Annotated in this window: 18 protein-coding genes and 1 pseudogene; 11 read left to right on the top strand and 8 right to left on the bottom strand. The window is 65.0% G+C overall.

Annotated elements, in window-relative coordinates; translation table 11 throughout:
* The first annotated feature begins 89 nt into the window (after positions 1-89).
* From OHS59_RS19110 to OHS59_RS19095, 4 genes are all read left to right on the top strand, one after another.
* Positions 90-1,727 (top strand): flavin-containing monooxygenase, encoded by a 1,638-nt coding sequence (locus OHS59_RS19110; protein ID WP_328494615.1) that lies wholly within the window; start codon positions 90-92, stop codon positions 1,725-1,727.
* Positions 1,724-2,650, top strand: a complete 927-nt coding sequence (locus OHS59_RS19105) for an alpha/beta fold hydrolase (protein ID WP_328494614.1) — start codon at positions 1,724-1,726, stop codon at positions 2,648-2,650. The genes OHS59_RS19110 and OHS59_RS19105 overlap by 4 nt, the downstream gene beginning before the upstream one ends.
* Positions 2,647-3,537, top strand: coding sequence for an SDR family oxidoreductase (locus OHS59_RS19100; protein WP_328494613.1), 891 nt, complete (start codon positions 2,647-2,649; stop codon positions 3,535-3,537). Before OHS59_RS19105 ends, OHS59_RS19100 begins: the two co-directional genes overlap by 4 nt.
* Positions 3,538-3,618: 81 nt before the next feature.
* Positions 3,619-3,867 carry a hypothetical protein gene (locus OHS59_RS19095; RefSeq protein ID WP_328494612.1) on the top strand — a complete coding sequence of 83 codons (249 nt, stop codon included), beginning with the start codon at positions 3,619-3,621 and terminating at the stop codon, positions 3,865-3,867.
* A gap of 293 nt (positions 3,868-4,160) precedes the next feature.
* On the opposite strand, the gene OHS59_RS19090 is transcribed toward OHS59_RS19095, so the two are convergent.
* A complete protein-coding gene (locus OHS59_RS19090; RefSeq protein WP_328499273.1) occupies positions 4,161-7,493 on the bottom strand; it encodes a S41 family peptidase in 3,333 nt (1,110 codons plus the stop codon).
* A gap of 319 nt (positions 7,494-7,812) precedes the next feature.
* Here OHS59_RS19090 and OHS59_RS19085 point away from each other — a divergent pair, with 319 nt between their 5' ends.
* Together OHS59_RS19085 and OHS59_RS19080 are read left to right on the top strand one after the other, a co-directional pair.
* Complete coding sequence (locus tag OHS59_RS19085; RefSeq protein ID WP_328494611.1) at positions 7,813-8,403, top strand: TetR/AcrR family transcriptional regulator; 591 nt, start codon at positions 7,813-7,815, stop codon at positions 8,401-8,403.
* A gap of 215 nt (positions 8,404-8,618) precedes the next feature.
* Positions 8,619-10,913 carry an MMPL family transporter gene (locus tag OHS59_RS19080; protein WP_328494610.1) on the top strand — a complete coding sequence of 765 codons (2,295 nt, stop codon included), beginning with the start codon at positions 8,619-8,621 and terminating at the stop codon, positions 10,911-10,913.
* Between the two features lie 172 nt (positions 10,914-11,085).
* Here the strand turns inward: OHS59_RS19080 and OHS59_RS19075 are convergent, their stop codons facing one another.
* Positions 11,086-11,943: a haloalkane dehalogenase gene (locus OHS59_RS19075; RefSeq protein ID WP_328494609.1), complete on the bottom strand. Its 858-nt coding sequence runs from the start codon at positions 11,941-11,943 to the stop codon at positions 11,086-11,088.
* 33 nt (positions 11,944-11,976) lie between these two features.
* On the bottom strand, positions 11,977-12,474 hold the full coding sequence (locus OHS59_RS19070) for a MarR family winged helix-turn-helix transcriptional regulator (RefSeq protein WP_328494608.1): 498 nt from the start codon (positions 12,472-12,474) through the stop codon (positions 11,977-11,979).
* 127 nt (positions 12,475-12,601) lie between these two features.
* On the opposite strand from OHS59_RS19070, the gene OHS59_RS19065 reads away from it, so the two are divergent.
* A complete protein-coding gene (locus tag OHS59_RS19065; RefSeq protein ID WP_328494607.1) occupies positions 12,602-13,117 on the top strand; it encodes a YbaK/EbsC family protein in 516 nt (171 codons plus the stop codon).
* Positions 13,114-13,938, top strand: coding sequence for a DMT family transporter (locus OHS59_RS19060; protein ID WP_328494606.1), 825 nt, complete (start codon positions 13,114-13,116; stop codon positions 13,936-13,938). Before OHS59_RS19065 ends, OHS59_RS19060 begins: the two co-directional genes overlap by 4 nt.
* A 749-nt stretch (positions 13,939-14,687) precedes the next feature.
* On the opposite strand, the gene OHS59_RS19055 is transcribed toward OHS59_RS19060, so the two are convergent.
* From OHS59_RS19055 to OHS59_RS19040, 4 genes and pseudogenes are all read right to left on the bottom strand, one after another.
* Positions 14,688-15,095, bottom strand: a complete 408-nt coding sequence (locus tag OHS59_RS19055) for a DUF742 domain-containing protein (protein WP_328499272.1) — start codon at positions 15,093-15,095, stop codon at positions 14,688-14,690.
* A gap of 201 nt (positions 15,096-15,296) precedes the next feature.
* Positions 15,297-17,516 (bottom strand): annotated as a pseudogene (locus OHS59_RS19050) (SAV_2336 N-terminal domain-related protein); the annotation flags it as partial.
* 2 nt (positions 17,517-17,518) lie between these two features.
* On the bottom strand, positions 17,519-18,373 hold the full coding sequence (locus OHS59_RS19045) for an AAA family ATPase (RefSeq protein WP_328494605.1): 855 nt from the start codon (positions 18,371-18,373) through the stop codon (positions 17,519-17,521).
* Between the two features lie 170 nt (positions 18,374-18,543).
* Positions 18,544-20,505, bottom strand: coding sequence for a VMAP-C domain-containing protein (locus OHS59_RS19040; protein WP_328494604.1), 1,962 nt, complete (start codon positions 20,503-20,505; stop codon positions 18,544-18,546).
* Between the two features lie 1,505 nt (positions 20,506-22,010).
* Here OHS59_RS19040 and OHS59_RS19035 point away from each other — a divergent pair.
* On the top strand, positions 22,011-22,925 hold the full coding sequence (locus OHS59_RS19035; protein WP_328494603.1) for an aminoglycoside phosphotransferase family protein: 915 nt from the start codon (positions 22,011-22,013) through the stop codon (positions 22,923-22,925).
* A gap of 3 nt (positions 22,926-22,928) precedes the next feature.
* On the opposite strand, the gene OHS59_RS19030 is transcribed toward OHS59_RS19035, so the two are convergent.
* A complete protein-coding gene (locus OHS59_RS19030) occupies positions 22,929-24,302 on the bottom strand; it encodes a sporulation protein (RefSeq protein WP_328494602.1) in 1,374 nt (457 codons plus the stop codon).
* 213 nt (positions 24,303-24,515) lie between these two features.
* Between OHS59_RS19030 and OHS59_RS19025 the strand changes: the two genes are divergently transcribed.
* Together OHS59_RS19025 and OHS59_RS19020 are read left to right on the top strand one after the other, a co-directional pair.
* Positions 24,516-25,073: an ATP-binding protein gene (locus tag OHS59_RS19025; protein ID WP_328494601.1), complete on the top strand. Its 558-nt coding sequence runs from the start codon at positions 24,516-24,518 to the stop codon at positions 25,071-25,073.
* 324 nt (positions 25,074-25,397) lie between these two features.
* Positions 25,398-25,694, top strand: coding sequence for a hypothetical protein (locus OHS59_RS19020; protein WP_328494600.1), 297 nt, complete (start codon positions 25,398-25,400; stop codon positions 25,692-25,694).
* Positions 25,695-25,897 lie beyond the last annotated feature (203 nt).

Below are 25,897 nucleotides of genomic sequence, written 5' to 3'. Positions count from 1 at the left end.
AACCCCTACCCATCAGTACGGAGCTGCTCTACCCTCCCAATTGCGCCAGTGTTCACTGGCGCGGTCGCACGCGGCATGGAGGCATCGGGATGACCGAGCACGAGCATGTACGGGTGGCGGTGATCGGCTCCGGTTTCGGCGGGCTGGGCGCCGCCGTGCGGTTGCGCCGCGAGGGCGTCACCGACTTCGTCGTCCTCGAACGGGCCGACAGCGTGGGCGGCACCTGGCGGGACAACAGCTACCCCGGCTGCGCCTGTGACGTGCCGTCCCACCTCTACTCGTTCTCCTTCGCGCCCAACCCCGAGTGGCCGCGCACCTTCTCCGGGCAGGGACACATCCGCGCCTACCTGGAGCACGTCGCCGACACCTTCGGGCTGCGGCCGCACCTGCGGCTGAACTCCGAGGTGAAGCTGATGACCTGGGACGGCGAGCGGCTGCGCTGGGTGATCGAGACCAGCAGCGGCACCCTCACCGCCGACCTCGTCGTGTCCGCCACCGGGCCGCTCTCGGATCCCAAGGTGCCGGACGTGCCCGGGCTCGACACCTTCCCGGGCAAGGTCTTCCACTCGGCCCGCTGGGACCACGACTACGACCTGCGCGGCAAGCGGGTCGCGATGGTCGGCACCGGGGCCTCGGCCATCCAGATCGTGCCCGCCATCCAGCCCGAGGTCGCGAAGCTCACCCTCTTCCAGCGCACCCCGCCCTGGGTGATGCCGCGCGTGGACCGGACGATCAGCGGCGCCGAGCGCCTGCTGCACCGGACGCTGCCCGCCACCGCCCGGCTGCGGCGCGGACTCCTGTGGGGCATCCGGGAGTTGCAGGTCCAGGCGTTCACGAAGCGTCCGAACGAGCTGGGCCTGGTCGAGCAGATCGCCAAGCGGAACATGTTCCGGGCCATCAAGGACCCGCGGCTGCGGGCCAGGCTGACCCCGTCCTACCGCATCGGCTGCAAGCGCATCCTGCTGTCCAGCACGTACTACCCGGCCCTCGCGAAGCCCAATGTGGACGTCGTCGCGAGCGGACTCGGTGAGATCCGCGGCTCCACCGTCGTCGCCGCCGACGGCAGCGAGGCCGAGGTCGACGCGATCGTCTTCGGTACGGGGTTCCACGTCACCGACATGCCCATCGCCGAGCGGGTCGTCGGCGCGGACGGCAGGACGCTCGCAGAGGCGTGGTCGACCGGCATGAAGTCGCTGCGGGGCGCGACCGCGGCCGGGTTCCCCAACTGGATGACGATCATCGGGCCCAACACGGGCCTCGGGAACTCCAGCATGATCCTGATGATCGAGTCCCAGCTGAACTATCTGGCCGACTACGTACGGCAGTTGGACGTGCTCGGCGGCCGGGCCGCCCTCGACGCACGCCCCGCCGCGGTCGACGCCTGGAACCACCGCGTCCAGGAGCGCATGAAGCGCACGGTCTGGAGCACCGGCGGCTGCAACAGCTGGTACCTCGACGAGAACGGCGTCAACACGACGGTCTGGCCGGGCACGACCACGGAGTTCCGCGGCGCCACCCGTCGCGTCGACCTGGCGGAGTACGACCTGATCCGGCGACCGGCACCCGCACCGGCCCCGTCACCGCAACTGCAGCCGGAACCGCAGCCGGAACCGGAACCGCAACCGGAATCCGCATCCGCCGCGCAACCCGCCGGCCGCCCCACGAACCCTGCGAACCCCACGAACCCCACGAACCCTACGAAGAAGAAGGCCGAGGCAGACGTATGAGCCGACTGACGCGCGAGGCTTCCGGTCCCTACGCGCCGCCCGTGCCCGCGCGCGAGCTGACGGCGGTCTCCGCCGACGGGGCACGGCTGCACGTCGAGGTGCACGGAGCCGTGGACGACCCCGCGGCCCCCACGGTGGTGCTCGCGCACGGCTGGACGTGCTCGACCGCCTTCTGGGCGGCGCAGATACGGGACCTCGCCGCCGACCACCGGGTGATCGTCTACGACCAGCGCGGGCACGGGCGCAGCCCCGCGAGCCCCGCGTGCAGCACGGACGGGCTCGCCGACGACCTGGAGGCGGTGCTCGTGGCCACGCTCGCGCCGGGCGAGAAGGCGGTCCTGGCCGGGCACTCCATGGGCGGGATGACGCTGATCGCCGCGTCCGGGCGGGCCGGGTTCCGGGCGCACGCCGCGGCCGTACTCCTCTGCAGCACGGGCAGTTCACGGCTGGTCGCCGAGTCGCTGGTGCTGCCGATGCGGGCCGGACGGCCGCGTACCTGGCTCACGAAGCAGATCCTCGGGTCGCGGGCGCCGCTCGGACCGGTCACACCGCTCGCCCGGCGGATCCTCAAGTACGGGACGATGGGGCCCGGTTCGGCGCCGGTGATGGTCGATGCGTGCGCGCGGATCGTGCACGCGTGTCCCCGGCAGGTGCGGTACTCCTGGTCGAAGGTGCTCGACCTGCTCGATCTCGACCACGCGGTGCGGGAGTTGACCGTGCCCACCGCGGTCGTCGTGGGGACGGCCGACCGGCTGACGCCCGCCGTGCACGCCCGCTCCCTGGTCGCCGCGCTGCCGAACTGCGTGGGCTCCACGGAGCTGCCCGGGATCGGGCACATGACGCCCATCGAGGCACCGGACCTGGTCACCACCCGGATACGGGAACTCGTCGCCACATACGCAGTGATCAAGGAGGGCGCATGAGCAGGGTCGGTCTTCAAGGACAGGTCGCCGTCGTCACGGGGGCCGCGCGGGGTGTAGGGGAACTCCTCGCCCGCAAGCTCTCCGCCCGCGGCGCCACCGTCGCGCTCGTCGGGCTGGAGCCCGAGGAGCTGAAGGGTGTCTCCGAGCGGCTGCACGGCGAGAGCGGGTACTGGCACGCCGACGTCACCGACCACGAGGCGATGGCGGAGGTCGCGCGGGAGGTGAAGGCGCGGTTCGGAAAGGTCGACATCGTCGTCGCCAACGCCGGTGTCGCCAACGGCGGGCCGTTCGTGGACTCCGACCCGGTCGCCTGGCGGCGGGTCATCGAGGTGAACCTCATCGGGTCGGCCGTCACCGCCCGCGCCTTCCTGCCCGCCCTCCTGGAGAGCCGCGGCTATCTGCTCCAGATCGCCTCGCTCGCCGCGATCACGCCCGCGCCGATGATGACCGCGTACACGGCGTCCAAGTCGGGCGTCGAGGCGTACGCGCACAGCCTGCGGGCCGAGGTCGGGTACCAGGGCGTACGCGTCGGGGTCGGGTATCTGTCGTGGACCGACACCGACATGGTGCGCGGGGCCGATCAGGACGACGTCATGCGGGAGTTGCGGCAGCGGCTGCCGTGGCCCGCCAACAAGACGTACCCGCTGGGGCCGGCCGTCGACCGGATCGTGGCCGGGATCGAGAGGCGGGCGAGCCATGTGTACGGACAGTGGTGGCTGCGGGGGATGCAGGGGGTGCGCGGGTACCTTCCGGCGCTCATCGGGACGGTCGGGCAGCGGGAGATGCGACGGTTCGGGCCGCGGCTGGGGAGCGTCGCGAAAGGGCTCGTCGGTGCAGGTGGGGAGGCTGATCAGGCCGGGCGGGACACGGTGCGTCACCGACCGTAACTGATCGAAATGCGCGCAATGTCTGTGCATGTAACTCTGGTCGAGGCCCAACCCCCTCACCCACAAACGGGAGTGAACCTCATGGCCATGAAGGACCAGTTCCAGGACAAGACCGAAGAGCTTCAGCGCAACGCGAAGCAGAAGCTCGGCGAGCGGCGCGACCAGGCGGGCGAGCGTGGTCAGCAGATGCCGCAGCGTGAGCGGCCCGCGGAGCGGGAGCGGCCGGACCGTGAGCGGCCGGAGCGTGCCGAGCGCACGGAGCGGCGTACGCCTGAGGACGCGCAGCGTTCCCAGGGTGCGCGGGAGCGGCTCGACGAGTTCGACGTCTGAGCTGACGCTTCTGTTCGGCCTTGGCCGGAATTGACGTGGGGTGCCCTTACTTCTCTGGGGCGCCCCACGTTTCTTGTTGCCGTAGGTGGCGGTGGGTTGTCGGGTGCGGGTGGGTGGGGGCCGGCCGCGCCGTTCCCCGCGCCCCTGAGGGCGAAGGACTGCGCCGTTCCCCGCACCCCTGTGGGGGCTGGGGCGGGTGGGCCCCGTCAGGGGCGCGGGGGACTGCGCGGCCAGCCACGACGGTGCCGCAGGTTCAATACGCGTCGGCCAGTTCCCCCCCCGCCGGGAGGCGGTTACGTTCGGGGTGGGAGTGGCGGGCGGGATCTGTCGGGGAGATCCGTGTACGGGGGCGGGGTGGCCGCGGGGTGGGTGGACAGGAGGTCCAGGGCCAGGCGGACCGCGTCGTCCAGTTGGGCGTGGCGGCCCTCCGCCCAGTCCAGTGGGGTGCGGAGGACTTCGAGGTCAGGAGTGACACCGTGGTTCTCCACGGACCACCCGTACGCGTCGAACCACGCCGCGTTCATCGGGACCGTGATCACCGACCCGTCCCCCAGCACATGGCGGCCGGTCATCCCCACGACCCCGCCCCACGTGCGCTGCCCCACCACCGGCCCCAGCTTCAGCAGTTTGAAGGCCGCCGTGATCATGTCGCCGTCCGACGAGGTCATCTCGTCGGCCAGGGCGACCACCGGCCCGCGCGGGGCGTTGGACGTGTACGACACCGGCTGCGCGTTGCGGGTCAGGTCCCAGCCCATGATCGTACGGGTGAGTTTCTCGATGACCAGCTCGCTGATGTGGCCGCCCGCGTTGCCGCGTACGTCGACGATGAGGGCGGGCCGTGACACCTCCATGCGCAGGTCGCGGTTGAACTGGGCCCAGCCCGAGCCGCCCATGTCGGGGATGTGCAGGTATCCGCACCGCCCGCCGCTCAACTTCCGTACCACCTCGCGCCGTTTGGCCACCCAGTCCTGGTAGCGCAGGGGGCGTTCGTCGACGAGGGGGACCACCGCGACCCGCCGCGCACGCCCCTCGCCTCCCGGGTTCTCCGGGGTCTCCGAGGTCTCCGCCGGGGTGAAGGTCAGCTCCACCGTCGTACCGCCCGCCCCCGCGAGCAGCGGGAACGGGCCGGTGACCGGGTCCACCGGGCGGCCGTCCACATGCGTGAGCCGCGCGCCCTCACGAATCCCCGTACCCGCGAGCGGTGAACGCGCCTTGGAGTCGGAGGAGTCGCCGGGCAGGATGCGCTTGACGATCCAACCGCCGTCCCGGCACGCGAAGCTGACGCCGAGCAGACCCTGCGGGCGCTGATAGTGCGCCGGGCCCTCGTTGCGGCGCGCGGCGACCACGTACGCGTGCGAGGTGCCCAGTTCACCCAGTACCTCGCGGAGCAGGTCGGCGAACTCGTCGGGGGACGCGACCCGTTCGACCAGCGGACGGTACTGGTCAAGGACGCCCGGCCAGTCGATGCCGCACATGCCGGGTTCCCAGAAGTACGCGTGGATGAGACGGCCCGCCTCGGCGTACGCCTGGCGCCACTCGGCGGCCGGGTCGGCCTCGTGCAGGATGCGGCGCAGGTCGATCCAGACGGTCGAGTCGCCGTTGCCCGACTCGGTGGACGGGACGGCCCGCAGCTCTCCCTCGTCGACCACGACGAGCCGGCTGCCGTCGCCGCTGGGCGCGAACCAGTCCAGGTGGCCGACGAGTTCGGACTTCTTCGCCTTGGAGATGTTGAAGTACTCCAGGGTCGGCCGGCCGCTCGTGTCGTCCGGGTTCGCGAACGTCTCGCCGAGCGCCCCCGAGATCGGCCAGCGCAGCCAGACGAGCCCGCCGCCCGCGACCGGGTACAGCGCCGAGTACTTGGACGCCGTGACCGGGAACGGCGTCACCCGGCTCTCCAGCCCCTCGGTCTCGACGGTCACCGTGCCGCCCACCGCGACCCCGTCCCCGCCTCCCTCGTCGTCCAGGCCTCCCGCCGCGGGGCGGCCCTCGGGGGTCAGCGCGAACGGGGACGGGGTCGCCGAGGACAGCGGTACGAGGTAGGGGCGGCAGCCCAGTGGGAAGGAGAGGTCGCCGGTGTGGACGTCGTACACCGGGTCGAAGCCGCGCCAGGAGAGGAAGGCGAGGAAGCGGCCGTCGCGGGTGAAGACCGGGTTCTCGTCCTCGAAACGGCCGTTGGTGACGTCGACGACCGTGCGGGCGCCGGGTCCCTCGATGCGGGCCAGTTTGATCTGCCGGAGTGTGCGGCCGATGCCCGGATGCGACCAGGTAAGCCAGGTCCCGTCGGGGGAGAAGGCGAGGTCGCGCACGGGCCCGTTGACGGACCGGACGAGTTCCGTGACCGCACCGGATCCGCCCGCCTCCTCCATCCCCGCGTTCCCGTCCCCGCCCTCATCCCCGCCTCCGTTCCCGTCTCCGTTCACGGTGATCAGCAGCAGGCGGCCGTCCTCCGAGGCGATCGCCAGCCGTTCGCCCTTCGGGTCGGAGACGAGTTCCTGGACGCGGCCCAGTTGCCCGGAGGCCAGTCGGCGGGGCTCGCGTTCGCCCGTCGCGCGCGGCAGATACGCGATCTCCACGGCGTCCTCGCCGTCCGCGTCCGTCACGTACGCCACCTGCCCGCCGGAACCGAGCATCTCCGGCAGCCGGACACGGACGCCCGGGGTGTCGGCGATGGTGCGCGCCGGGCCGTCGCGGTGCGTGAGCCAGTACAGGCTGCCGCGTACGACGACCGCGCAGGCCCGGCCCGTCTCGTCCACGGAGATCCCGTCGACGTGCTGGGCGGCCGGCACCTGGTAGGGGCGGCGGCCCGCGCGCGGCCCGCCGAGCCGTACGTCGAGGCGGCGGGGCCGGGCGTCCGCGGCCAGATCGTCGACGATCCACACGTCGCCCGCGCACTGGTAGACGACCCGGGTGCCGTCGCTCGACGCGTGCCGGGCGTAGAAGGTGTCGTGGTCGGTGTGCCGCCGCAGGTCGGAACCGTCGTGCAGGCACGAGTACAGATTGCCGACGCCCTCGTGGTCGGAGAGGAAGGCGATCCGCCCGCCGACGAACATCGGTGAGTCCAGATGCCCGTCGAGACCGGCGAGGAGGCGCTGCCCGTGCAGCCAGAGCCGTCCGGTGGCGCCGCCGCGGTAGCGCTTCCAGGCGGCGGGCTCGTGCGGGGGCGTACCGGTGAGGAGGAGGGTCTTGCGCTCGCCGTCGAAGTCCGCGACCGCGAGGTCGGAGACCGGGCCCCACGGGAGTTTGAGGCCGGGGCCGCCGTCGACCGGCACGCGGTAGGCCCAGGTGAAGTAGGAGAAGGGTTCGCCGTGCGAGGCGACGGCGAGGATGTCGCAGCCGCCCTCCGCGTCGGGGGGCGACCAGCCGCAGACCTGGGTGTCGGCGTTGCCCCAGTAGGTGAGCCGCCGGGCCGGGCCGCCGTCCACCGGCGCCAGATGGATCTCCGGTACGAGGCTGCGCCAGGTCGTGTACGCGATGTGCCGCCCGTCGGGGGAGAAGCGCGGGTGGCTCACCTTCGTACGGTCGACGGTCAGCCGCCAGGCGCGGCCGGGGCCGTCGAGGGGGGCCACCCAGAGGTCGTCCTCGGCCGCGAAGCAGAGGCGGTCGCCGCTGAGATGCGGGAACCGCAGATAGGAACCGCCGCCGCTCTCGACCGCCCGCCCGCCGCCGCCTCCGGCCGACTGCCCCCTGCCGCCTCCGGCCGCGGGCCCGTCGGCGCCCCCGGCCGGGTCGTGGGCGGTGGGCCGGGCCTCGGTCGCGTTCTCGCGCTCGTACTCGTACTCGTCGCTCACCTCCCCATGCTTTTCCGGGGGGCGGGGCCCGGCAACTCGTGGTCGCGGGGAAACGCGTGACCCAGCACACGTACGAAACGGTTTCGTTTCGTTGACATGCAGGGTATCTTCCTAGGAGTACGAGACAGTTTCGCATCGGTGGAAGCGGTGAATCGGGATGGCTGAGACAGCAACGACGCGTCGCAGCCGGCTCTCGCCCGAGCGCGAGGCCGAGCTGTACGAGGCCGTGCTCGACCTGCTCCGGGAGGTCGGTTACGACTCCCTGACCATGGACGCCGTGGCGACCCGCACCCGGTCCAGCAAGGCCACCCTCTACCGCCAGTGGGGCGGCAAGGCCGAACTGGTCGCGAGGTCGGTCCGGCATCACAAACCGGTCGGCATCGCCAGCGTGGACACCGGTTCCCTGCGGGGCGACCTCCACGCGATGACGACCCGCCAGGACGACTGTGAGATGGAGCAGAACTCCTCCCTGATGCGCGCCCTGGGGACGGCGGTGCACTCGAACCCCGATCTGCTGGCCGCCCTGCGGGAATGGCTGGTCGAACCGGAACTGGAAGAGATGCGCCAGGTGGTGCAGCGTGCCGTCGACCGCGGCGAGGTCCGTGCCGACAACCCCGCGATCGGCTACCTGCTGCACATGATCATCGGGGCCTTCGCGGCCCGGACGATGATCGACGACGAGCCACCCACGCAGGCCTTCCTCTCCTCGTACATCGACGCAGTGGTCATCCCCGCCCTCGTCGCCTGACCCCCGCACTCCACTCCGTAGCCCGGCCCTTTCGCTCACCTCACGCGAACATCACGCACGCCTCCCCGGCGCACTGACACACGCACCTGCACCTGACGCGACCGCTCACGTCGTCGGGCCGATGATCCCTGCCCCGATCCTGCCCTGATGCCTGGATCCTGCCCTGATGCCTGCCTCGACGCCGGCCATCACCGACTGACCGGGAGTACGCCCTCGTGGCCACGTTCCTCTACAAACTCGGCCGAATCGCCTTCAGGCGACGGCACTTCGCCGTCCTGATATGGGTGGCGCTGCTGACCCTCGCGGGCGTCGGAGCGGCCTCCGCGCCCCCCGCGGGCACCACCTCCTTCTCCATCCCCGGCACCGAGGCGCAGAAGGCCTTCGACCTGCTGGAACAGCGTTTCCCCGGCGCCAGCGCCGACGGAGCGACCGGGCGCATCGTCTTCAAGGCGCCCGAGGGCCAGAAGATGACGGACGCCGACAACAAGGCGACCGTCGCGAAGACCGTGCAGGCACTGGGCGACGGCTCCGAGGTCGTCTCCGTCACCGACCCGTTCACGACGAACGCCGTGAGCAAGGACGGGACGGTCGCCTACACCTCGGTGCGCTACGACGCCCCCGGCATGGAACTCGCGGACTCGACCAGGGACGCCCTGGAGGCGGCCGGCGAGAAGGCCCGTGACACCGGGCTGACCGTCGACGTCGGAGGCGACGCGCTGGAGGCCGGCGCCGAGATGGGCGCGACCGGCGAGATCATCGGCCTCGCCCTCGCCGCGGTCGTCCTCGTCGTCACCCTGGGCTCGCTGGTGGCGGCCGGACTGCCGCTGCTGACGGCGATCATCGGCGTCGGGATCGGCGTCTCCACCATCACCGCGCTGGCCAGCACGTTCGACCTCGGCGACACCACCTCGACGCTCGCGCTGATGATCGGCCTCGCGGTCGGCATCGACTACGCGCTGTTCATCGTCTCCCGCTACCGGGCGGAACTGGCCGAGGGCCGCGGACGTGAGGAGGCGGCGGGCCGCGCCACCGGCACCGCCGGCTCGGCGGTGGTCTTCGCCGGTCTCACGGTCGTCATCGCCCTGGCGGGCCTCTCGGTCGTCAACGTCCCGATGCTGACCAAGATGGGCCTCGCCGCGGCGGGCACCGTCGTGGTCGCCGTCCTCATCGCGCTGACCATGATCCCCGCGCTGCTCGGGTACGCCGGCAGGAAGATCAAGCCGGCGGGCGAGAAGGGCAAGGCGTCCAGGAAGGACAACGCGTCCAGGAAGGACAAGGGCAAGGCGCGCGCCACCAGTACGTCCGGCCCATCCGATGCGTCCGGTACCTCCGAGAAGCCGGCCAAGCCCAACATGGGCACCCGCTGGGCGAGCTTCGTCATCCGCCGCCCGGCCGCCGTGCTGCTGCTCGGTGTGGTCGGCCTCGGCGTGATCGCCGTACCGGCCACCCAGCTGGAACTGGGCCTGCCCGACGACGGCTCGCAGCCGACGTCCACGACGCAGCGCCGGGCGTACGACCTGCTGTCGGACGGCTTCGGCCCCGGCTTCAACGGCCCTCTGATGATCGTGGTCGACGCCAAGAACAGCGACGACCCGACCGCCGCCTTCACGTCCGTGACCGACGGGATCAAGGGCCTCAAGGACGTCGTGACGGTGACCCCGCCCGCGCCCAACAAGGCGGGCGACACCGCGACGATCACCGTGATCCCCGGCTCCAAGCCGTCCTCGACGCAGACCGAGGACCTGGTGCACGCCATCCGTGGCCAGAGCGCCGACATCAAGGCGGACACGGACGCCGAGGTGCTGGTCACCGGCACCACCGCGATGAACATCGACTTCTCGCAGAAGCTCAACGACGCGCTGGTCCCGTACCTGGCCCTGGTGGTCGGGCTGGCCTTCCTCCTCCTGATCGTGGTCTTCCGCTCGATCCTGGTCCCGCTCAAGGCGGCGCTCGGGTTCCTGCTGAGCGTGCTCGCCGCGCTCGGCGCGGTGGTCGCGGTCTTCCAGTGGGGCTGGCTGGCCGGACTGATCGGTGTCGAGGAGACCGGCCCGATCATGTCGATGATGCCGATCTTCATGGTGGGCGTGGTCTTCGGCCTCGCGATGGACTACGAGGTGTTCCTCGTGACCCGGATGCGGGAGGCGTACGTCCACGGCGAGTCGCCGAGCCAGGCCATCGTGACCGGTTTCCGGCACAGCGCCCGGGTCGTGGTCGCCGCCGCGATCATCATGATGGCCGTCTTCGGCGGCTTCGTCGGTGCCAGTGACTCGATGATCAAGATGATCGGTTTCGGTCTCGCGATCGCCGTCTTCTTCGACGCCTTCGTGGTTCGCATGGCGATCGTGCCGGCGGTCCTGGCACTGCTCGGCAAGCGGGCCTGGTGGCTCCCGAAGTGGCTGGACCGCGCCCTGCCGAACGTGGACGTCGAGGGCGAGGGCCTGCGGGCCCTCGACGACGGCCCCGCGAAGGACGCGGCCACGGACGAGGACCGGGAGCTGGTACGCGTCTGACGCGACGGCTCCGGCGATGACCAGCCGGTGGAACCGGTGACGAGCGGCCGGTGCAGCCGGCCATGACCAGCCGGTGAGGGCCCCGTGGGGACGGGCGGCCCTCACCGGCTGCTTCGTTGTGGCGGCCGGTGCGGCACAGCCCATTCGACGCAGCCCATTCGACGCAGCCGGTTCAGCGGAGCCGGTGCCGGTCGGCCCACGCGGACACCGCGGCCGCTATCTCGGCGGGACGGTCCTCGGGCGCGTGATGGCCCGCGGCCCCGCAGTGGACGCTCTCCAGCGAGGCGATGTGCTCCTCGCACCAGCGGGCCGTTTCTGGGCCTATCAGCAGGGTCGGCGACCCCTCGAACGTCATGAGCAGTTTCGGTACGTCCTCGCTCTTCGCGAGCCAGGCGTCGTACGCCTCGATACGGGTGATCAGCCCGGCCGGGTCCCCGCCGAGCGGCAGTTGCCGGGCCCACTCCAGGACGGGCCTGCGGCTCTCGGGGGTCGGGAAGGGGGCGAGGTAGGTCTCCAGGACCTCGTCCGCCACCGGGGTGAGGACACCGCCGGTGAACGCCTGCCGGACGAACAGGTTCCGCTCCAGCACCAGTTCCTCGCCGGTGCCCGCGGCCCGGATCGTCTCGGAGCGCTTGCGCGCCTGCTCGGACAGGTCCTCCCAGGCCATCGGCTTGACGATGGACTCCAGGAAGGCGAGCCCCAGCACCCGCCGGGGATGCCGGGACGCCCAGTCGAAGGCCAGTGCGCCGCCCCAGTCGTGGCCGACGAGGACCACACGGTCCAGGCCGAGCGCGTCGAACCAGGCGTCGAGATATCGGGCGTGGTCGGCGAACCGGTACGCGATGTCCGGCTTGCCGGAGCGCCCCATCCCTATCAGGTCCGGTGCCAGGAGGCGTCCGGCGCCGACGCCGGGCAGCACGTTCCGCCACAGGTGCGAGGAGCTCGGGTTGCCGTGGAGGAAGACGAACGTCGTTCCGCTGCCCGACTCCTCGTGGTGCATCGCCGAGTCGAGAACACGGGTGTCGGGCATGTCGAGCCGTCCTTCCGTCGGATTCTGCGGGTCCTAGGGGTCGAGTGGGGTGTCCAGCAGGTCGGTGAGGGTGCGTTCGAGTTCCGTGGTGCGGGGGTCGCCCAGCCCGCCGAGCGAGGCGAGCAGCTGATCGAGCAGCACCTGTACGGCGTCGATGGCCGGCCGTACGGTCGTGCGCCCCTCCTCGGTGAGGGCCAGCCGCACGACCCGGGTGTCCTCGGTGTCCCTGGTGCGCGCGACGAGTCCGGCCGACTCCAGGGCGCGGGCCAGCTTGGACACGTACAGCGCCTCAAGGCCGGTGTGGTCGGCGAGCTCCCTCTGACTGGGCGGCCGGCCGGTTCGCTCCATGCCGGACAGGGAGGCCAGCAGCACGTACTGGGCGTGCGTCAGATTCAGGGGCGCCAGGGCCTGGTCCACGGCGACGCGCCACTTGTTGGCCAGGCGCCAGACCAGATAGCCGGGGGTGGGGGCAGGCCCCTTCGGTCTCTCACTCGCGGCTCCGCTCCCTATCTCGCTGCCGGTCTCGCTCATGAGAAATACAGTACATGGCTACTATGTTCATGGCTACTAATATTTCGGAGAGGGCGGAGAGGGCGGGGGCGCCGGTTCCTGGCAACCCGTTCGCATGCCTCGTACACGCACCGCTAGCGTGCCGGGTATGACGACGAGCGCCACTGACGGCACCGAAGAGTCCGGAGCACACCCCCGTTTCGCCGAGGCCGTGCGGAATCTGGGTCTCGACGACCTGCTTCCGCGGATCCGCCGCTTCCCGGAGGCGACCCGCACCGCCGCCGAGGCCGCCGCGGCACTCGGCTGCGAGCTCAGCGAGATCTGCAAGTCGCTGATCTTAGCCGCGGACGGCGTTCCGGTCCTCGTCCTCATGGACGGCTCGTCCCGCGTGGACCTCGAACTCGTCCAGCACGCGCTGGGCGCCGAGAAGGTCACCCGGGCCAGGGCGGATCTCGTACGGGAGACGACCGGGTACGCCATCGGTGGCGTGCCGCCCTTCGGGCACCGCAGCAAGACCCGTGTCCTGGCCGACCGTTCGCTGCTCGGCCACGACATCGTGTGGGCCGCGGCGGGCACCCCGTACACCGTGTTCCCGATGGCCCCCAGGACCCTGATCGACCACGCCGGCGGCACCCTGGTGGACGTCCGCGAGCAGACCGCGTGACCCCGCTGGTCACCGCGGCCGTCCTGCTCGCGGCGATCACCCACGCCAGTTGGAACGCGATAGCCCACCGCATCACCGACAAGCTCGTCGGCTTCACGCTGATAGCGGGCGGCGGGGCGCTCATCGGCCTGGTCATGGTGCCGTTCGTACCGTTTCCCGCGGCGGAGGCCTGGCCGTACCTGCTCGCCTCTGCGGTCATCCACGTCGTGTACTACATGCTGCTGATGCGGTCGTTCCGGCTGGGGGACTTCGGGCAGGCGTACCCCATCGCGCGCGGCACCGCGCCCCTGGTGGTCACGCTGCTCGCCGCCCTCTTCGCGCACGAGGTGCCCGACGGCTGGGCGGCCGCGGGCATCGCCGTGTCGTGCGCGGGGCTGACCGGCGTCGCCCTGTGGGGCCTGCGCGGGAAGCGGCCCGACTGGGCGGCGATCGTCGCGGCGTTCGCGACCGGCCTGACCATCGCGGCGTACACGGTCGTGGACGGCCTGGGCGTACGCGCCTCGGGCTCCTCCCTCGGCTACATCGCCTGGCTGATGGCGGTGGAGGGCGTGGCCGTCCCGGCGTACGCGCTGTACCGCCGGCGCGGCGAACTCCTGGGCATACTCCGGCCGTTCGCCGGGCTGGGGCTCCTGGGTGCCGCGCTGTCCGTCGCCGCGTACGGCCTGGTCCTGTGGGCCCAGACCCGCGCGGAACTGGCCCCGGTCGCGGCCCTGCGCGAATCGTCGGTCAAGTCTGGCTCATGCGGCAATAACTCTGCTGTTCAACATGCCTCATGGCCCCAGTTGTGGAATCTGATGTCCGTTGGGCCCCGCGCCTGTTGAGAAGCAAGCCAGACGTCTGCGATCCTCCCGGCATAGACGCGTGCGGGGTGGGTTCATGGCCGATGTCTGGAACATAGTGAGCACCGGGATCGCAGCTGGTGGTGTGGGTGTTGCCGTCGCGGCACTGTGGATACCGCACCGACGGGCTGTAAAGGCGGATCAAGAAGACACGGATCGAGTGGCTAAAGCAGCTCATGGCCGAGCCTCCTTGGTGATCGCGTCAGTTCCGTGGTCCAGCGGTATGACGTTTGACGTCTGCATCACCAACGGAGGTTCAAGCCCCATAGGTGATGTTGAGGTCCTGGATGTTCGTCAGTCGCCGTCACACGATGCGGTGGGTTGGCGCTTGGACCTCGACACCAGGCCGAACGCAAAGATCGCATGTGTCCTTCAGCCACAGCAGACGCTGACGGCGAGAGTGCAACTGATCGATCCAGCCGGCGAGGCAGTCCGTCCCGTCCCTGACGCACGAATCGTGATCGTCTTCGGGTTTCGGGATGCAGAGGGTCAGTGGTGGAAACGAGAGATCGGGAGGCCACCTCAGCCGTGGGAGGCCAGGTCAGTCAGCTGACTGCCTCTTCGACCTCTTTGATTAAGTCAGGTTCAAGCGGTAACAACGATGAAAAATGTGTGCGATTTTCGTGAGATTCCAGTGCTTCAAGAAAAGCACTTATCCAGGGTAGCCTTAAATGGTATCTCGAACTTGTTCGACTAATAATTTCCTGCGAAGCGAGACTCGGCGGCAATCGTCATAAATCCTCCAATCCATCGCGCAATTCGCCAAGCAGGTGAATTTGCTCCTGCTTTCCCCTTTTTCGAGAATTGGGATCATTGACCGAAACAAGGCCAGCTTCAGCCAAGTCCGCCACCAGAATGCGAGCAACACCAAGAGGAATTGAAAGTAAGGCTGAAACTTCAGCTACAGACTTACTTTCCACACAGAGGCGGCAAATCCTCGAATGTTCTGGAAGTAGTCCTACTAGATGCTCTTGATCTGCTGTAGTGGTGACTAAAGATTCGATGGAAAGATCATAGCGCGACCTTGTGCGGCCTCCAGTCATGGCGTAAGGCCGAAGCAACTGCGGATCCCCGTCGTCAGACGGGGATGACGTATGCCTCTCGTCCTCACTGGGAACATAGGGGCGAAATCCTTGGATTGGCGCGTATGAAGAGCTAGAAGCCTCATCCAGGTCCGCGCCACTTGTTTCCGCGCGCCTCAACAGATCCGATTTAAGTTTACTTAGAGATCGAGCGCCAGAATCCCGCGTTGCCGGGTCTAAAGCAGTAAGTCCGAGAATTGTGCGGCGTAACATTCGTGAGACGCTACTCGGCATCTCCTCGAGCGCGCTGAATCCAGCGGAGTACGGAGCGCTACCCGCTAGGCTCGCAAACAGAATACATCCAAGGGAGAATAAATCCGAGTTTCTATTAGGTGGAACCTTGCCTGCCTCCGGTGGTGAATACTGAGATATGCTCTGTGTACTCCATGTGGAAGAGAAAGAGCTTTTCACCTTCGCAATACCCGTCGGGCCGATTACGATATTTTCGGGTTTAAGGTCGCCATGAGCTAAGCCCGATCCGTGCAAGGCGGATAGTGCTGAATCGATTTGAAACGCCAGCGCTTCGGTAAATCCCACTCCAAGCTTTCCCTGTTCCTGCATATAGTCCTGCAAGGACAGTCCAGTTGGCTCCTCGGTCGCAACATAGAGTGATTCATACTCGCTACCCACATGATACAGAGATACTAAATGCTGTGGCTCTGCTCGGTGAGCTTGTCGATATTTCTCTGCCCAGTTGGAGGCGCCCCTATCTGATCCTTGACCTAAGGATTGAAATTCGCTCACGGACACCAGACGACGTGCTTCTTGATCCCAAGCTTGCCATTTTTTCTCACGCACCCCCGACGACAGAAGCTGATCTAGACGGAATCTTCCTGCCACGACACGAGCTGACTGCTCGTCATCGTTTGCAACGGACGAACTCACATCAGCTTGAATGCCAGCCAATCGACCAATTGTATCTGTTTCGGAGGTGCGATCAGTTTCGGCAAATGGGATCGCGCCTTCCTTAACATATAGGTCTTTCACGGCATTGCTTGTGACCTTCACTGCTTGGAACGTTCTAACCGCTGCGGAACGTTCGATAAAATCGGCTACCTGACGCCGGACAATTTCTTGAACTGCTGTAACATCCTCGCGAAGCTGCGCTCCAAGCAACGCTTCCCGGACTCCAGGAAGGAACTGGAATTCGAATCGATCGATATCGGCAGCTGATTGAATTCCTGCCCATGACTCAAAAAGTCCACCGAGCGCAACTTCAGCTAGGTGGCTATGCTCGGAGCGAGGCATCATTACACGGCGCACAAGCGTCATAACTGGCAGCGTCAAAGGCACTGCTGATAGATAACCCGCAAGTTCTTGAGCAGCAGGAGAAGAGTTTTCTTGAAAATTACGAAAAGTGCTTACGGGGTCAGAGACCGCTTGGTTAGGAGAATTCACCGCGGCTCCTTGTTCTGTGGCCGAGATATCACGTTCTAGAATCAAGCAAGGGACGTGGTTCCACTCTCCGGAGCCAGCCACAATTGTGGCGAGAGCTGCAATACCTTTCGGCGAAATTTCCAAAACCGGGATGGCGACTTTATCAAAAAATCTGGACCAATTCTCAGATCGTCGTCGTTTTCCTTGTGGAGGTGTAAGCCGCCATGATGTGTTTGGTGCAGCCGGGTAACCTGGTCGAACTAGACCACCGATAGGGTGCACAGCGCACCGTGTCCAAAGACGTGGTGCAAGAACATTCAAAATGGCAAGCGGCCCATGAGACGCCCACTGTCGCATGATACTGGCCAAGCTCTGGCTTTTCCATCGTGAAGCAACTGTGTCAGAGACAATTAAAACGAGTTGGTGGCCGGCAGGGTCAGATACTTCCTGAGGCGGCCTAGGTTCCCCGCGTGTAGTTCTTGAAACTGTGTGCGCTTCCTGTCCGTCTCCGTGACTTAAATACCAGACTCGCACATCTCGAAAAACACCGGTAAGGGTTAAAGCCCGGCGTAGCTCGTCTACAAGATCATTCCATAACAACATCGAATGATGAGTATCAATAATCAGCGCAAGATCGAGCCAATGCCCCTTCTGTGGTTTGAACACAGGAACCATCATGCGTTGTTCAACACTCGTCGTTACGGTTTGCTCTTCATCGAGCTCCGTAACGCCGCCGTTAGTCAGCGCTCGGCGCCCAAGCGGTCGAAGTGCGCGCATGATTTCTAGCGGGTTATCCAGAGCGGGCGCACGTTGAACAAGAACTAGCCCGCCTGCCGGACTTTGCGATGCATGAGGTGTCTTGGCTTCGGCATCAGTATTAAAGTAGCGCCTAACCTCTGCGGCGGTGCCGTTCTCGCGAGTAATTTCTGGGACTGGGATTGGCAGCGTGGAATTCGAATACTCAGGAACACGACGAGGAACATTGGGTTCACTCGATTCAGCATTAATAGTACGTGTGGCTAGCCAAAGGATCTCTGCTACCTCTTCAGGGCCCACATCGACACCTGCAGCGATTAAAGCCGAATACAGCTTATCAATCATACCTACCCCAGGGTGGGACCTGTAAGACGTTGTAGTACCGTCTCTAGAAAGTGAGACTGATCTGTGGCATCTTGCCAAGCGCCAGACAAGCGGAGTTGCACAGCATTAAGAAGTTGGTCGGTAGCAAGATCCCCCTCAAGGCGACGGTTAATGAACGCATCAATAATGTCCTGATACTGGGCCATTGCATCATCGCTCTCGAGTTTCATGCGTTGGCGCACAATTTGTGTCAGTTTTTCTTTGCTTGGAGGACCCATATGCAATCTGATACACCTACGCAGAAAGGGAGGAGGGAAGTCTCGCTCCCCGTTACTCGTTAGAATTACTATCGGAAAAGTTGAGCAACTAATCTTCCCTCGCGGTACGTTCACACCAGTTTCAGGGTCGTCCTCGGTCCCGACGCGAACTTCGGGATGGCGGGCTGCAACTCGCGCTAGCTCAGGAACATCAAAAGATCCTTCCTCGAAAACCGTCAGGAGATCACCCGGCAAATCTATATCGCTCTTATCGATCTCATCGATAAGCAACACGCGCGGCATATCATGAGGAATCAACGAAGTTCCAAGCGGTCCCAAACGGAGATAGCGTCCGATGGACGGATCAATGGAGGCAGATTCGGATTCGAAGCTACGCAGATTTGCGTCATGAAGACGTCCGATTGCATCGTATTGGTAAAGACCGTCACGGAGAGTGGTGCGGCTAGTAATCGGCCAATGAAGAACCGGGCCTAGTTGGAGGTCTGCTGCAATACTGTAGGCGAGTGTGGACTTTCCGGTACCGGGCTTACCGGTGATCAATAGCGGACGCCGAAGGTAGAGCGCTGTGTTTACTGCATCGATCTCTGCGGCATCTGGCACGTAACCTGAGCCTCGCCGGCAGGTCTCTTCCCATGCTGCGCCGTGAGTTCCGGGAGGTTCGTACGATGGGTCCGGTACCCCAGTAAAGGACCGCCAAGGCGGTTGTTGCTCCGCTAGCCTGATATTCTTATCATTTACGCTTCCAAGGCCTTGATAGATCCACCAGTCCCTCATGTCAAAGGTCTCCTCTCTGGTACACGCTCGGGGTCGTCCCACATCAATGCCATCGGTTGTATTGTGTTGCTACTGCTATCGATTAATCCCGGAGATTGTGGAATACGTGCCATCTTCAGTACGCGAGGCAATCGGTTGAGGTCCATCAAGCCAGCATCGTTAAGCGTTTGTGTAACGTAGCGGGCAGCTGTTCCTTGGCCGTAGCTTCTGGACCATACGGCAATCGGTACACCCGAATCTAGAACAGCATCAAGAGTATCCATCAGATGCCCAGAAGAAACTTCTGCGAGAATACAAACAGGCGGCGCGTCAGCTTGTAGATGTAAGCTCAGTGACGTAGAGACTTGATCGTCGGTTAGGCTATGAACCGCTTTCGGGTGGAGTCCACCGTGGACCTTAAACCAATCCCATTTGCGGCGCCAGTGCTCGCCAGCTATGCCGTCTCGCTCGTCTGGACATCTCATTACGATTTCGTACACATGCCCCAAAACTACCGGTTTACCGCGCCGTCCGATTGGTAGACGCCAAGATTCAAATTCCTCCACAAGCAGTTCGTATGGAGTATGGAATTCGATCCGGCTCAATCCGTAAGCACGTTTAGTCATTAGCTGCTCGCCGAGGCGGGCCTTCACGGTAGTAATGTCGACGGCATCGTCCGATTCCCAAACAGCCTCAAAGGCGTTACCGTGGTAGGTCCACATTCTTAGCCAATATTGACCGTTTCTCTGTTCATCCCTTCTTAACTGTACGTGAAGACTTGGTGGCTCTGGTTCGGGGCCGGGTGGTATAGGCACAGCGGAAGTTCTTAGCCGCTCGCATGTGGACGTAATCCATTCGTCGGCCACCCGCGACCAGGAAGCATCACTGGAACGCGCTGCGAGATACCGCATGAAAGGCATAACAAGAGGCATGTCTCGATGCCTACCTTGGCGTGAATTCAGGTCGCGTGTGATTCCAGCTAGGCCACCCGTTGGTAAACCCTGGTGTGCGGGGAAAATGCAATCTGAGATTTCAAACGCCCATCTGTAAGCGTCATATGAATGCGCTGGTGGAGTACGTTCCGCAAGAAGAGGTGCAAGTCCTTGCCAGGCGATCTGGTCTAATCTCATAGCTCCGGATTCAGCGGTTTCCTGGATAATCCAACGATCTCCAAAAATTGAGGAATCTGACCAGTCGCGATCGATGACAAATTGAGGGTGCTGCCAGGCTCGGTTCTGGGCGCGCAACACCTGAAGGTCGGCCTGTACGGCTTGGGCAACGCTGACTAGTTGCCGTACGGTGTCATCAAGGGTGCGCTTATCAAGCTGTTGTAGTAGGACGTCCGTGAACTGGCCGGCCCCGCGGTCAGCGAGGTTTTGGGCCATCTCGCCGGCATGAGCCGCATAAAGCGTAAATTGCCGACGCTTTGAATCGGGGCGTCCGCTTCCGTAGTCAGTTTGTCCAAAGGTAAGGTTTCGGGCTGCGTTCGCGTCAACTCGGCAAGCGTCTCCAATTATGATCTGCCGCGGAAACCTGCCCTTTGCAGGTCTGGCCGTTTTCCACCAGCGGAGAGCAGCTTCAAGATTGAGATGCTTCGTCCAATCGGCAGTCGCATCATAATAAGGTAATAGTAATTGATGACTTGCGTCTAGATAGCCATGTCCCGCCCAATAGATCCACAGAAGATCCCCGTCTTGTGCGGGCAACTCTTTGAAGAGGATTTGCTCGATATTCTCTCGAGTTGGTAAGGAATACTCGAAATTTAGTTGGCTAGTTCGCTCTTGAATGAGCGGAGATAGCATGAGGTGTAAGTTTTTTTCCGGTACCGCCGCGCGTTCTGTCAACCATTTCATGAAACGTATTGCGTCGCGGGTCGCGCCGGGTAGATTCCAATTAGGGCTAATCGCGTACGATTCTATCCCTACAATTAGTCCATAGACTCTTTGAGGATCCACCTGATCGGAGAGATTGATTTTCACTCGATAGCTTCAATCTCCTCGGCAATTCGATCGTACACCGAATCGAGTTTCCAGTAAGCGCTATGACTAAGAGGGAACGGCTGCCTACTGTTAACCTCATAGTCGATGACTCTATCTTGGTTGGGAAAAATTGGTTCCGCTCGGTAAGCTAGGAGATCTCTGCGATCGTAGATGTTCAGCCATCTGGGGAACCCTGGTGGCAAGGTTGCAGTAGGTGGGAGTCCCGTTAGTGCGCCTAATTCATGGAGGAATGGAGCTTGAGATCCGACGGTCACTAGGAGTCGCATATTGAGTAGCGGTTCTTGTTCAATGGCAGATAATGCAAGGCAGTCTACGAGGGCGACGCCGCCCAAACTGTGGCCAATCGCGACCGTAGGCTTGTCGCTGGCTGTGATGAGATTTTGTATGTGTTCCCGGAGAGGGCGCCCGCGAGTTTGATAGCGCAAGATATCGCCCATTGCTGGAACCCCTCCATTGGTTAATGGAGTGCGCCAGTGATCTAGAATTGGCTGCGTGGTTAACCGAAGAGCTAGCTTACCGAGAATCTCTGCTGGTCGTCCTCCGGGAGCACGTCCGGATCCGCCTAACCGGGTATTTATTGTATTGACTATGGAATCGCGTTCACCGCCTGTGCATAGAGCTTCATCACCGGCATCGCGTAAGGTCTGTGCCGCGACTGCGCGAGCTGTAGCTGTGACTAGTTCACTTACTGCATAAGGGTGGGATGCTGCTTGGCAGGCGTTTAGTAACTCTGATGACTCTGAAATTTTCTGGGTTGCGTCAAGAAAGACGTCAGTGGTTCCGGTGGCGTGCAGCAAGGTGCTGAGGTCATCACTAGTTGATATGCCCCGAGCCACTTCGAATAGGCGGTCGGCTACAACTTCTCCCTCAGACCTGACACCAGGAATTCCAAGCTCCTCGTTACTTGTGGAAAAGGTGGCGCTCAAAACTCGGAGCTCGCAAAGAGGGTCAGTCAGCAAAAGCTGCCATTCGGCAGACTCCTGATCGAATGGATCTCCGAAGTTGGCGATATCTCCCCGAGCTCCCCCACGGCGAGGGATGGAAGCGCCGCCTGCAGCTAGAACCGCGCCATACTGGGCTCCCCAGTAGCACGGGATTAGTTCGGCGTCGGGGAACCTCGCTACGATCCCTCCCGCGATCAACGAGAACAACTGCACAAAACGCTTGTGTCTCACGCCGGTGCCATGGACGAACATGAAGCGCAAGCGGATCTACCTTCCCCCGTAGTGCCTGTCTGCTTCATGCAGAATAGCGCTCACAACAGACATCTGCCCCTGGATCGCGGTTGTGCATCGGACAGATAGAGGTTCGGGCCCCGCGCGACTTACCTCAAGACCTTTTGACCAGTCAAGACGTGCGTTGCATGCGACTCGGTTGCGCCCCAATCCCTTAGGTACCGTCGTGGTCTGTCTGACGTGCGTCGGGTTGGTCACCCATGGGTGCGCGTCGGTTGATCGCATGTGACTAGGGGAGCTGGTACGGGCATGGCGGTTGACGCTGCTCGAGCGGAAGAAGGGTTCACGTCGGCGGGGGCTACGCGGGTGATGGTTGCCGCGTGCCGGGCTGCGGGGCTGGACGGCAGAGACGCGGAGTTGATCCGTCTCGGGGAGAACGCCCTGTTCCGGCTGGCCGCGGCCCCGGTTATCGTCCGCGTGGCCCGGGGTGAAGAGTGGTTACCGAAAGCGCGCGTTGAAGTGGCCGTCTCGCGGTGGCTGACGGGGGAAGGGTTTCCTGCTGCTCGCATCGTTGAGGATCTTGAGCAGCCGCTTCTTGTCGATGGTCATCCGGTGACGTTCTGGCATCTGATCGTTGAGGGTGATCGGAAGGCGACGTATGGGGAGTTGGGGGTCATCCTGCGTGACCTGCACTCCTTGACCGTGCCGGCCAGGCTGGCGCTGCCCGCGTTCGAGCCCTTCGACAAGCAAGAGCTGCGGATGAACCTCGCCGTGGTTCCGGAGGATGACAAGGCCTTTCTGCGGAAGCGGTGGCGGGAGCTCCAAGGCAAGTACGCGGAGCTGCGGTTCGAGACGCCCAAGGGGCCCGTGCACGGTGATGCTCACGTGCAGAACCTCATGGTCGACGATCAGGGGCAGGTCATCCTGATCGACTTCGAGAATTTCTGCTTCGATCATCCGGAGTGGGATCTGATGGTGACGGCCGTGGAGCATCACAGCCTTGGGTGGCAGACGGATGAGCAGTACGCCGACTTCGTGGCCGCGTACGGGCGGGATCTGTACGACTGGCCCGGGTACGAGACGCTGCGTGGTCTCCAAGAGTTCGGCATGACGACGTGGCTGATGCAGAACGTGCAGGAAGACGAGAAGACGGCGGCTGAGTACCGCCGGCGTATCACTGGGCTGCGTAATGACGACGGTCCGCGGGACTGGCGGCCCTGGTAGTTCCTACTCGTCGTCTTCCAGTCGGGCGAGAGCGTCGTGCACCTGGTCGTTGAAGGCGGCCACCGTCGGGTTTGTCGCGTGGGTGCTCACCTCGGCCTGGAAGTCGGTCACGTAGCGCAGGAAGCGGGAGGACTGGAGGCTGTCGCCACCGTCGACGGCCAGGCTGGCAGTGGTCACGGCGGCCTCCAGTTCGCCGTTCAGCAGATGGCTTTGGGCGAGCACCATGCGGCAGAAACCCAAGGTGCGGGCGTACTTCGGGTCGGTTTCGTCGACCGCGCGCTGAGCGGCCTCGACCGACTCGCGGCGCATCTTTAGGTCTCGGAAGCAGTGGCAGATCTCGCCCGTGAGTTCCGCGGAGTCGAAGTAGCTGAGCCAGCCTGGATCTTCGCCTGTGTCGGCGTGCTCGAAGTGGCGTTCCGCTTCGTTCATGGCCCGGCCAGCCGCGACCGGGTCGCCCGCGTTGGAGAGTGCGCGGGCTTCCATCGCTGAGTTCAGGGCCATGGCTCGTGGTGTGGCTCGGCCCTTCGCGCCCTCGACGGCGGCGCGTGAGAGCTGGATGGCTTGGGCGTGGTTGCCGAGGTAGTTCGCCTGGTGGCTGAGGTTGCCGAGGATGCGGGCGCCGAACATTCGATCGTCGATGACCTGCGACAGCCGCAACGTGGACGTCAGGTAGCGGTGGGCGAGTCGGTGGTTTCCCGTGTCGTACGCCGTCCAGGCGAGTAATTGCGAGACCTCGGCTGCGGCGCCGAAGAGCGCGTTGCCCACTTTCTCGCTGTAGCTGGCGTCCAGGAGCGGCAGGACTTCGTGGCGGAAGTAGTGGCGCAGGGCTTTGTGGCCGTGGCCTCCGCCGTACTTGAAGTCGAGCTGCATGAACATGCTGCCTGCGTCCCGGATCGCGCGCACGTCGCGCATGCCGACGCGTTGGTGAGCGGGCCTGTCGGCCTGGACGCCGTCGGGGCGGCCGATCATCCACGACAGGACGGCGGAGTTGAGGTCGGCGTCCGCGATGGCCAGTTGATCCGGGGATGGAGTCTCGGCGCGTTCTTCGGCAAGTCCGTCCAGCAGGGTGAGTACGTCGGGGACGGTGCCGGGGTAGCCGATCGGCTGCGGGGCTGTTGGCTGGGTGTGGTCGAGGAATCCGAGATCGCCGGGTGTGAGCCGGCGGCCCACTTTGCTGCCGAGCACGTCCGCCATGATCGCCACTGCTTGCGGTTGGATGCCTCCGCCGTTGCGCCAACGCTGGACGGAAACGTGCGTTGTTCCCAGCCCTGTGCCGCGTTGCGTGGCGGCGTCCCGCATCCGCCTTGCGAGGCCCTTGTTGGAGACCTTCGCTTCGCTCATGACAGCGGTTAACTGCGCGTTCGGCCCTCGGCTCATGCTCCCCTGCCCAGCCCGAGAATAACGGCGAGTATCCATCCTGTCACAGCAGTCTCGTTCTGAGGGGGTTCATCGGTGAACCCCCTTTGCCTTTACCGGTGTTCACGTGAACCCCCTGGTGAACGCTCCCGGCTGCGCCCTCTGCGTCGTGTACTGGCTTGCCAACAGCAAGCGGCGCCGTAGAGGCCCGTCGAGGGCTTCGGAAGGGGACCGATGGACGCCAAGAAGTCTGCGCACTTGATGAGTGAAGTGGACGCGTTCGCTCACTGGTATGTGGTGCCGGACCCGTCCTCTACTGGGCGCTTCCTGGCGCTGACGCTCTTTGCCGAGTTCCCCGACACCGTGCGCGTGGCGCGTGACATGACGGCCGCGTTCTTGCGTGGGGCTGGCGTGCGAGACGTCGTGGACGATGCTCGGCTGGCTGTCTCGGAACTGGTCGGGAACGTGGTGAACCACGCGGTGCCCGATCGTCACCTGGCGGAGCCCGGTTGCGCGCGGCGCGTCGATGTGACGTTCAAGCTGTGGCCGAAGTGGCTGTTCGTCGGTGTGGCAGATGAGGACTCGACGCCTCCCGTGCTCCCGGTAGGCGAGCCGTTCTCTCCGGGGCTGATGGGAGATCTTTCCGAAGCGGTGGTGCCCGACAGAGGGCGCGGGCTGCTGATCGTTCAGCGTCTGGCGGTGGCGGTGTGGTGGACACCGAGAGATCGGGGCGGCAAGACGGTCTGGTGCCGCTTCGACCTTGACCGCGAAGCCATGGACAGACCCGACTGATGATCTCCGGGCCGTCACCGTTCGTTCAACTCCCACGCGATCGGGAGTGGGCGGCGGCTCGGGAACCGGCCGGGGTGTGACTCCTCCGGCCAAAGGGGCGCGGTCCCCTGCACTCCTCCGGGGGCCCCCTCCCGGGCGGGGGGCCGCGCTTCACAACCTCATACCGAGACCGGACCACCCCCGCGCCTGGACAGCAACTGGGGTGGTCCGGAAGGGGACAGCGGTCCCCGGTGCCTGATGGTACCGGGGCCGTTGCTCTGCGTTCTGCCCTGGGCCAAAGGAAGTTGACGATCCGTTACCTAGATCAGGGCAGAGGTGGGCAAGGTGACTGGCGCGGATGAGGACCGGCTGAGGGACGGACTCGACATCGCAGGCGAGGACTGTGGTCTGTGGGTGCCGGGCGTCGACTACATGGCGGGCTGGCGTGAGGCACGGGAGGCCTCTGACAGGCTGAATCGGGCGCTCCTGCGCTCCGGATTCGAACTGTCGGACGTCCGGGCTGTGGCCTCGACGGACGGGGGCGGTCGCGGGGTCGTACGGGTCGCTGGTTGGCCGGATGCGGTGGAGAGACTCGCCGGTTTCCTGGAGACGCTCGTGGGCGGCGACGGTGGTGCCGCATGATCCGCTTTTTCCTGGATGGGCGGCGCGCGTGGGCACGTCGCCGGCCGCAGAGACTTTGGGCGGTAGCTGCCATGGGGCGAGTGACCAGGGGGCCTTACGCTCGCCCGGCGGATCGGGCAGGTACTGGACCTGCCCGCTGGTGTGCCCGATCGGCCCCCTGGTCTTCGAGGCTCGCCCCATGGGAGCTGCCTAAAGTCTCGGAG

Source organism: Streptomyces sp. NBC_00414, assembly GCF_036038375.1.
Taxonomy (GTDB): domain Bacteria; phylum Actinomycetota; class Actinomycetes; order Streptomycetales; family Streptomycetaceae; genus Streptomyces.
This window is presented reverse-complemented; position numbering and strand designations above follow the sequence as displayed.

Coding starts and splice junctions, on each gene's coding strand:
- OHS59_RS19100 (WP_328494613.1), top strand. CDS start 2,647: ATGAGCAGGGTCGGTCTTCAAGGACAGGTCGCCGTCGTCACGGGGGCC.
- OHS59_RS19095 (WP_328494612.1), top strand. CDS start 3,619: ATGGCCATGAAGGACCAGTTCCAGGACAAGACCGAAGAGCTTCAGCGC.
- OHS59_RS19030 (WP_328494602.1), bottom strand. CDS start 24,302: ATGAGCCGAGGGCCGAACGCGCAGTTAACCGCTGTCATGAGCGAAGCG.
- OHS59_RS19110 (WP_328494615.1), top strand. CDS start 90: ATGACCGAGCACGAGCATGTACGGGTGGCGGTGATCGGCTCCGGTTTC.
- OHS59_RS19035 (WP_328494603.1), top strand. CDS start 22,011: ATGGCGGTTGACGCTGCTCGAGCGGAAGAAGGGTTCACGTCGGCGGGG.
- OHS59_RS19075 (WP_328494609.1), bottom strand. CDS start 11,943: ATGCCCGACACCCGTGTTCTCGACTCGGCGATGCACCACGAGGAGTCG.
- OHS59_RS19105 (WP_328494614.1), top strand. CDS start 1,724: ATGAGCCGACTGACGCGCGAGGCTTCCGGTCCCTACGCGCCGCCCGTG.
- OHS59_RS19025 (WP_328494601.1), top strand. CDS start 24,516: ATGGACGCCAAGAAGTCTGCGCACTTGATGAGTGAAGTGGACGCGTTC.
- OHS59_RS19085 (WP_328494611.1), top strand. CDS start 7,813: ATGGCTGAGACAGCAACGACGCGTCGCAGCCGGCTCTCGCCCGAGCGC.
- OHS59_RS19065 (WP_328494607.1), top strand. CDS start 12,602: ATGACGACGAGCGCCACTGACGGCACCGAAGAGTCCGGAGCACACCCC.
- OHS59_RS19070 (WP_328494608.1), bottom strand. CDS start 12,474: ATGAGCGAGACCGGCAGCGAGATAGGGAGCGGAGCCGCGAGTGAGAGA.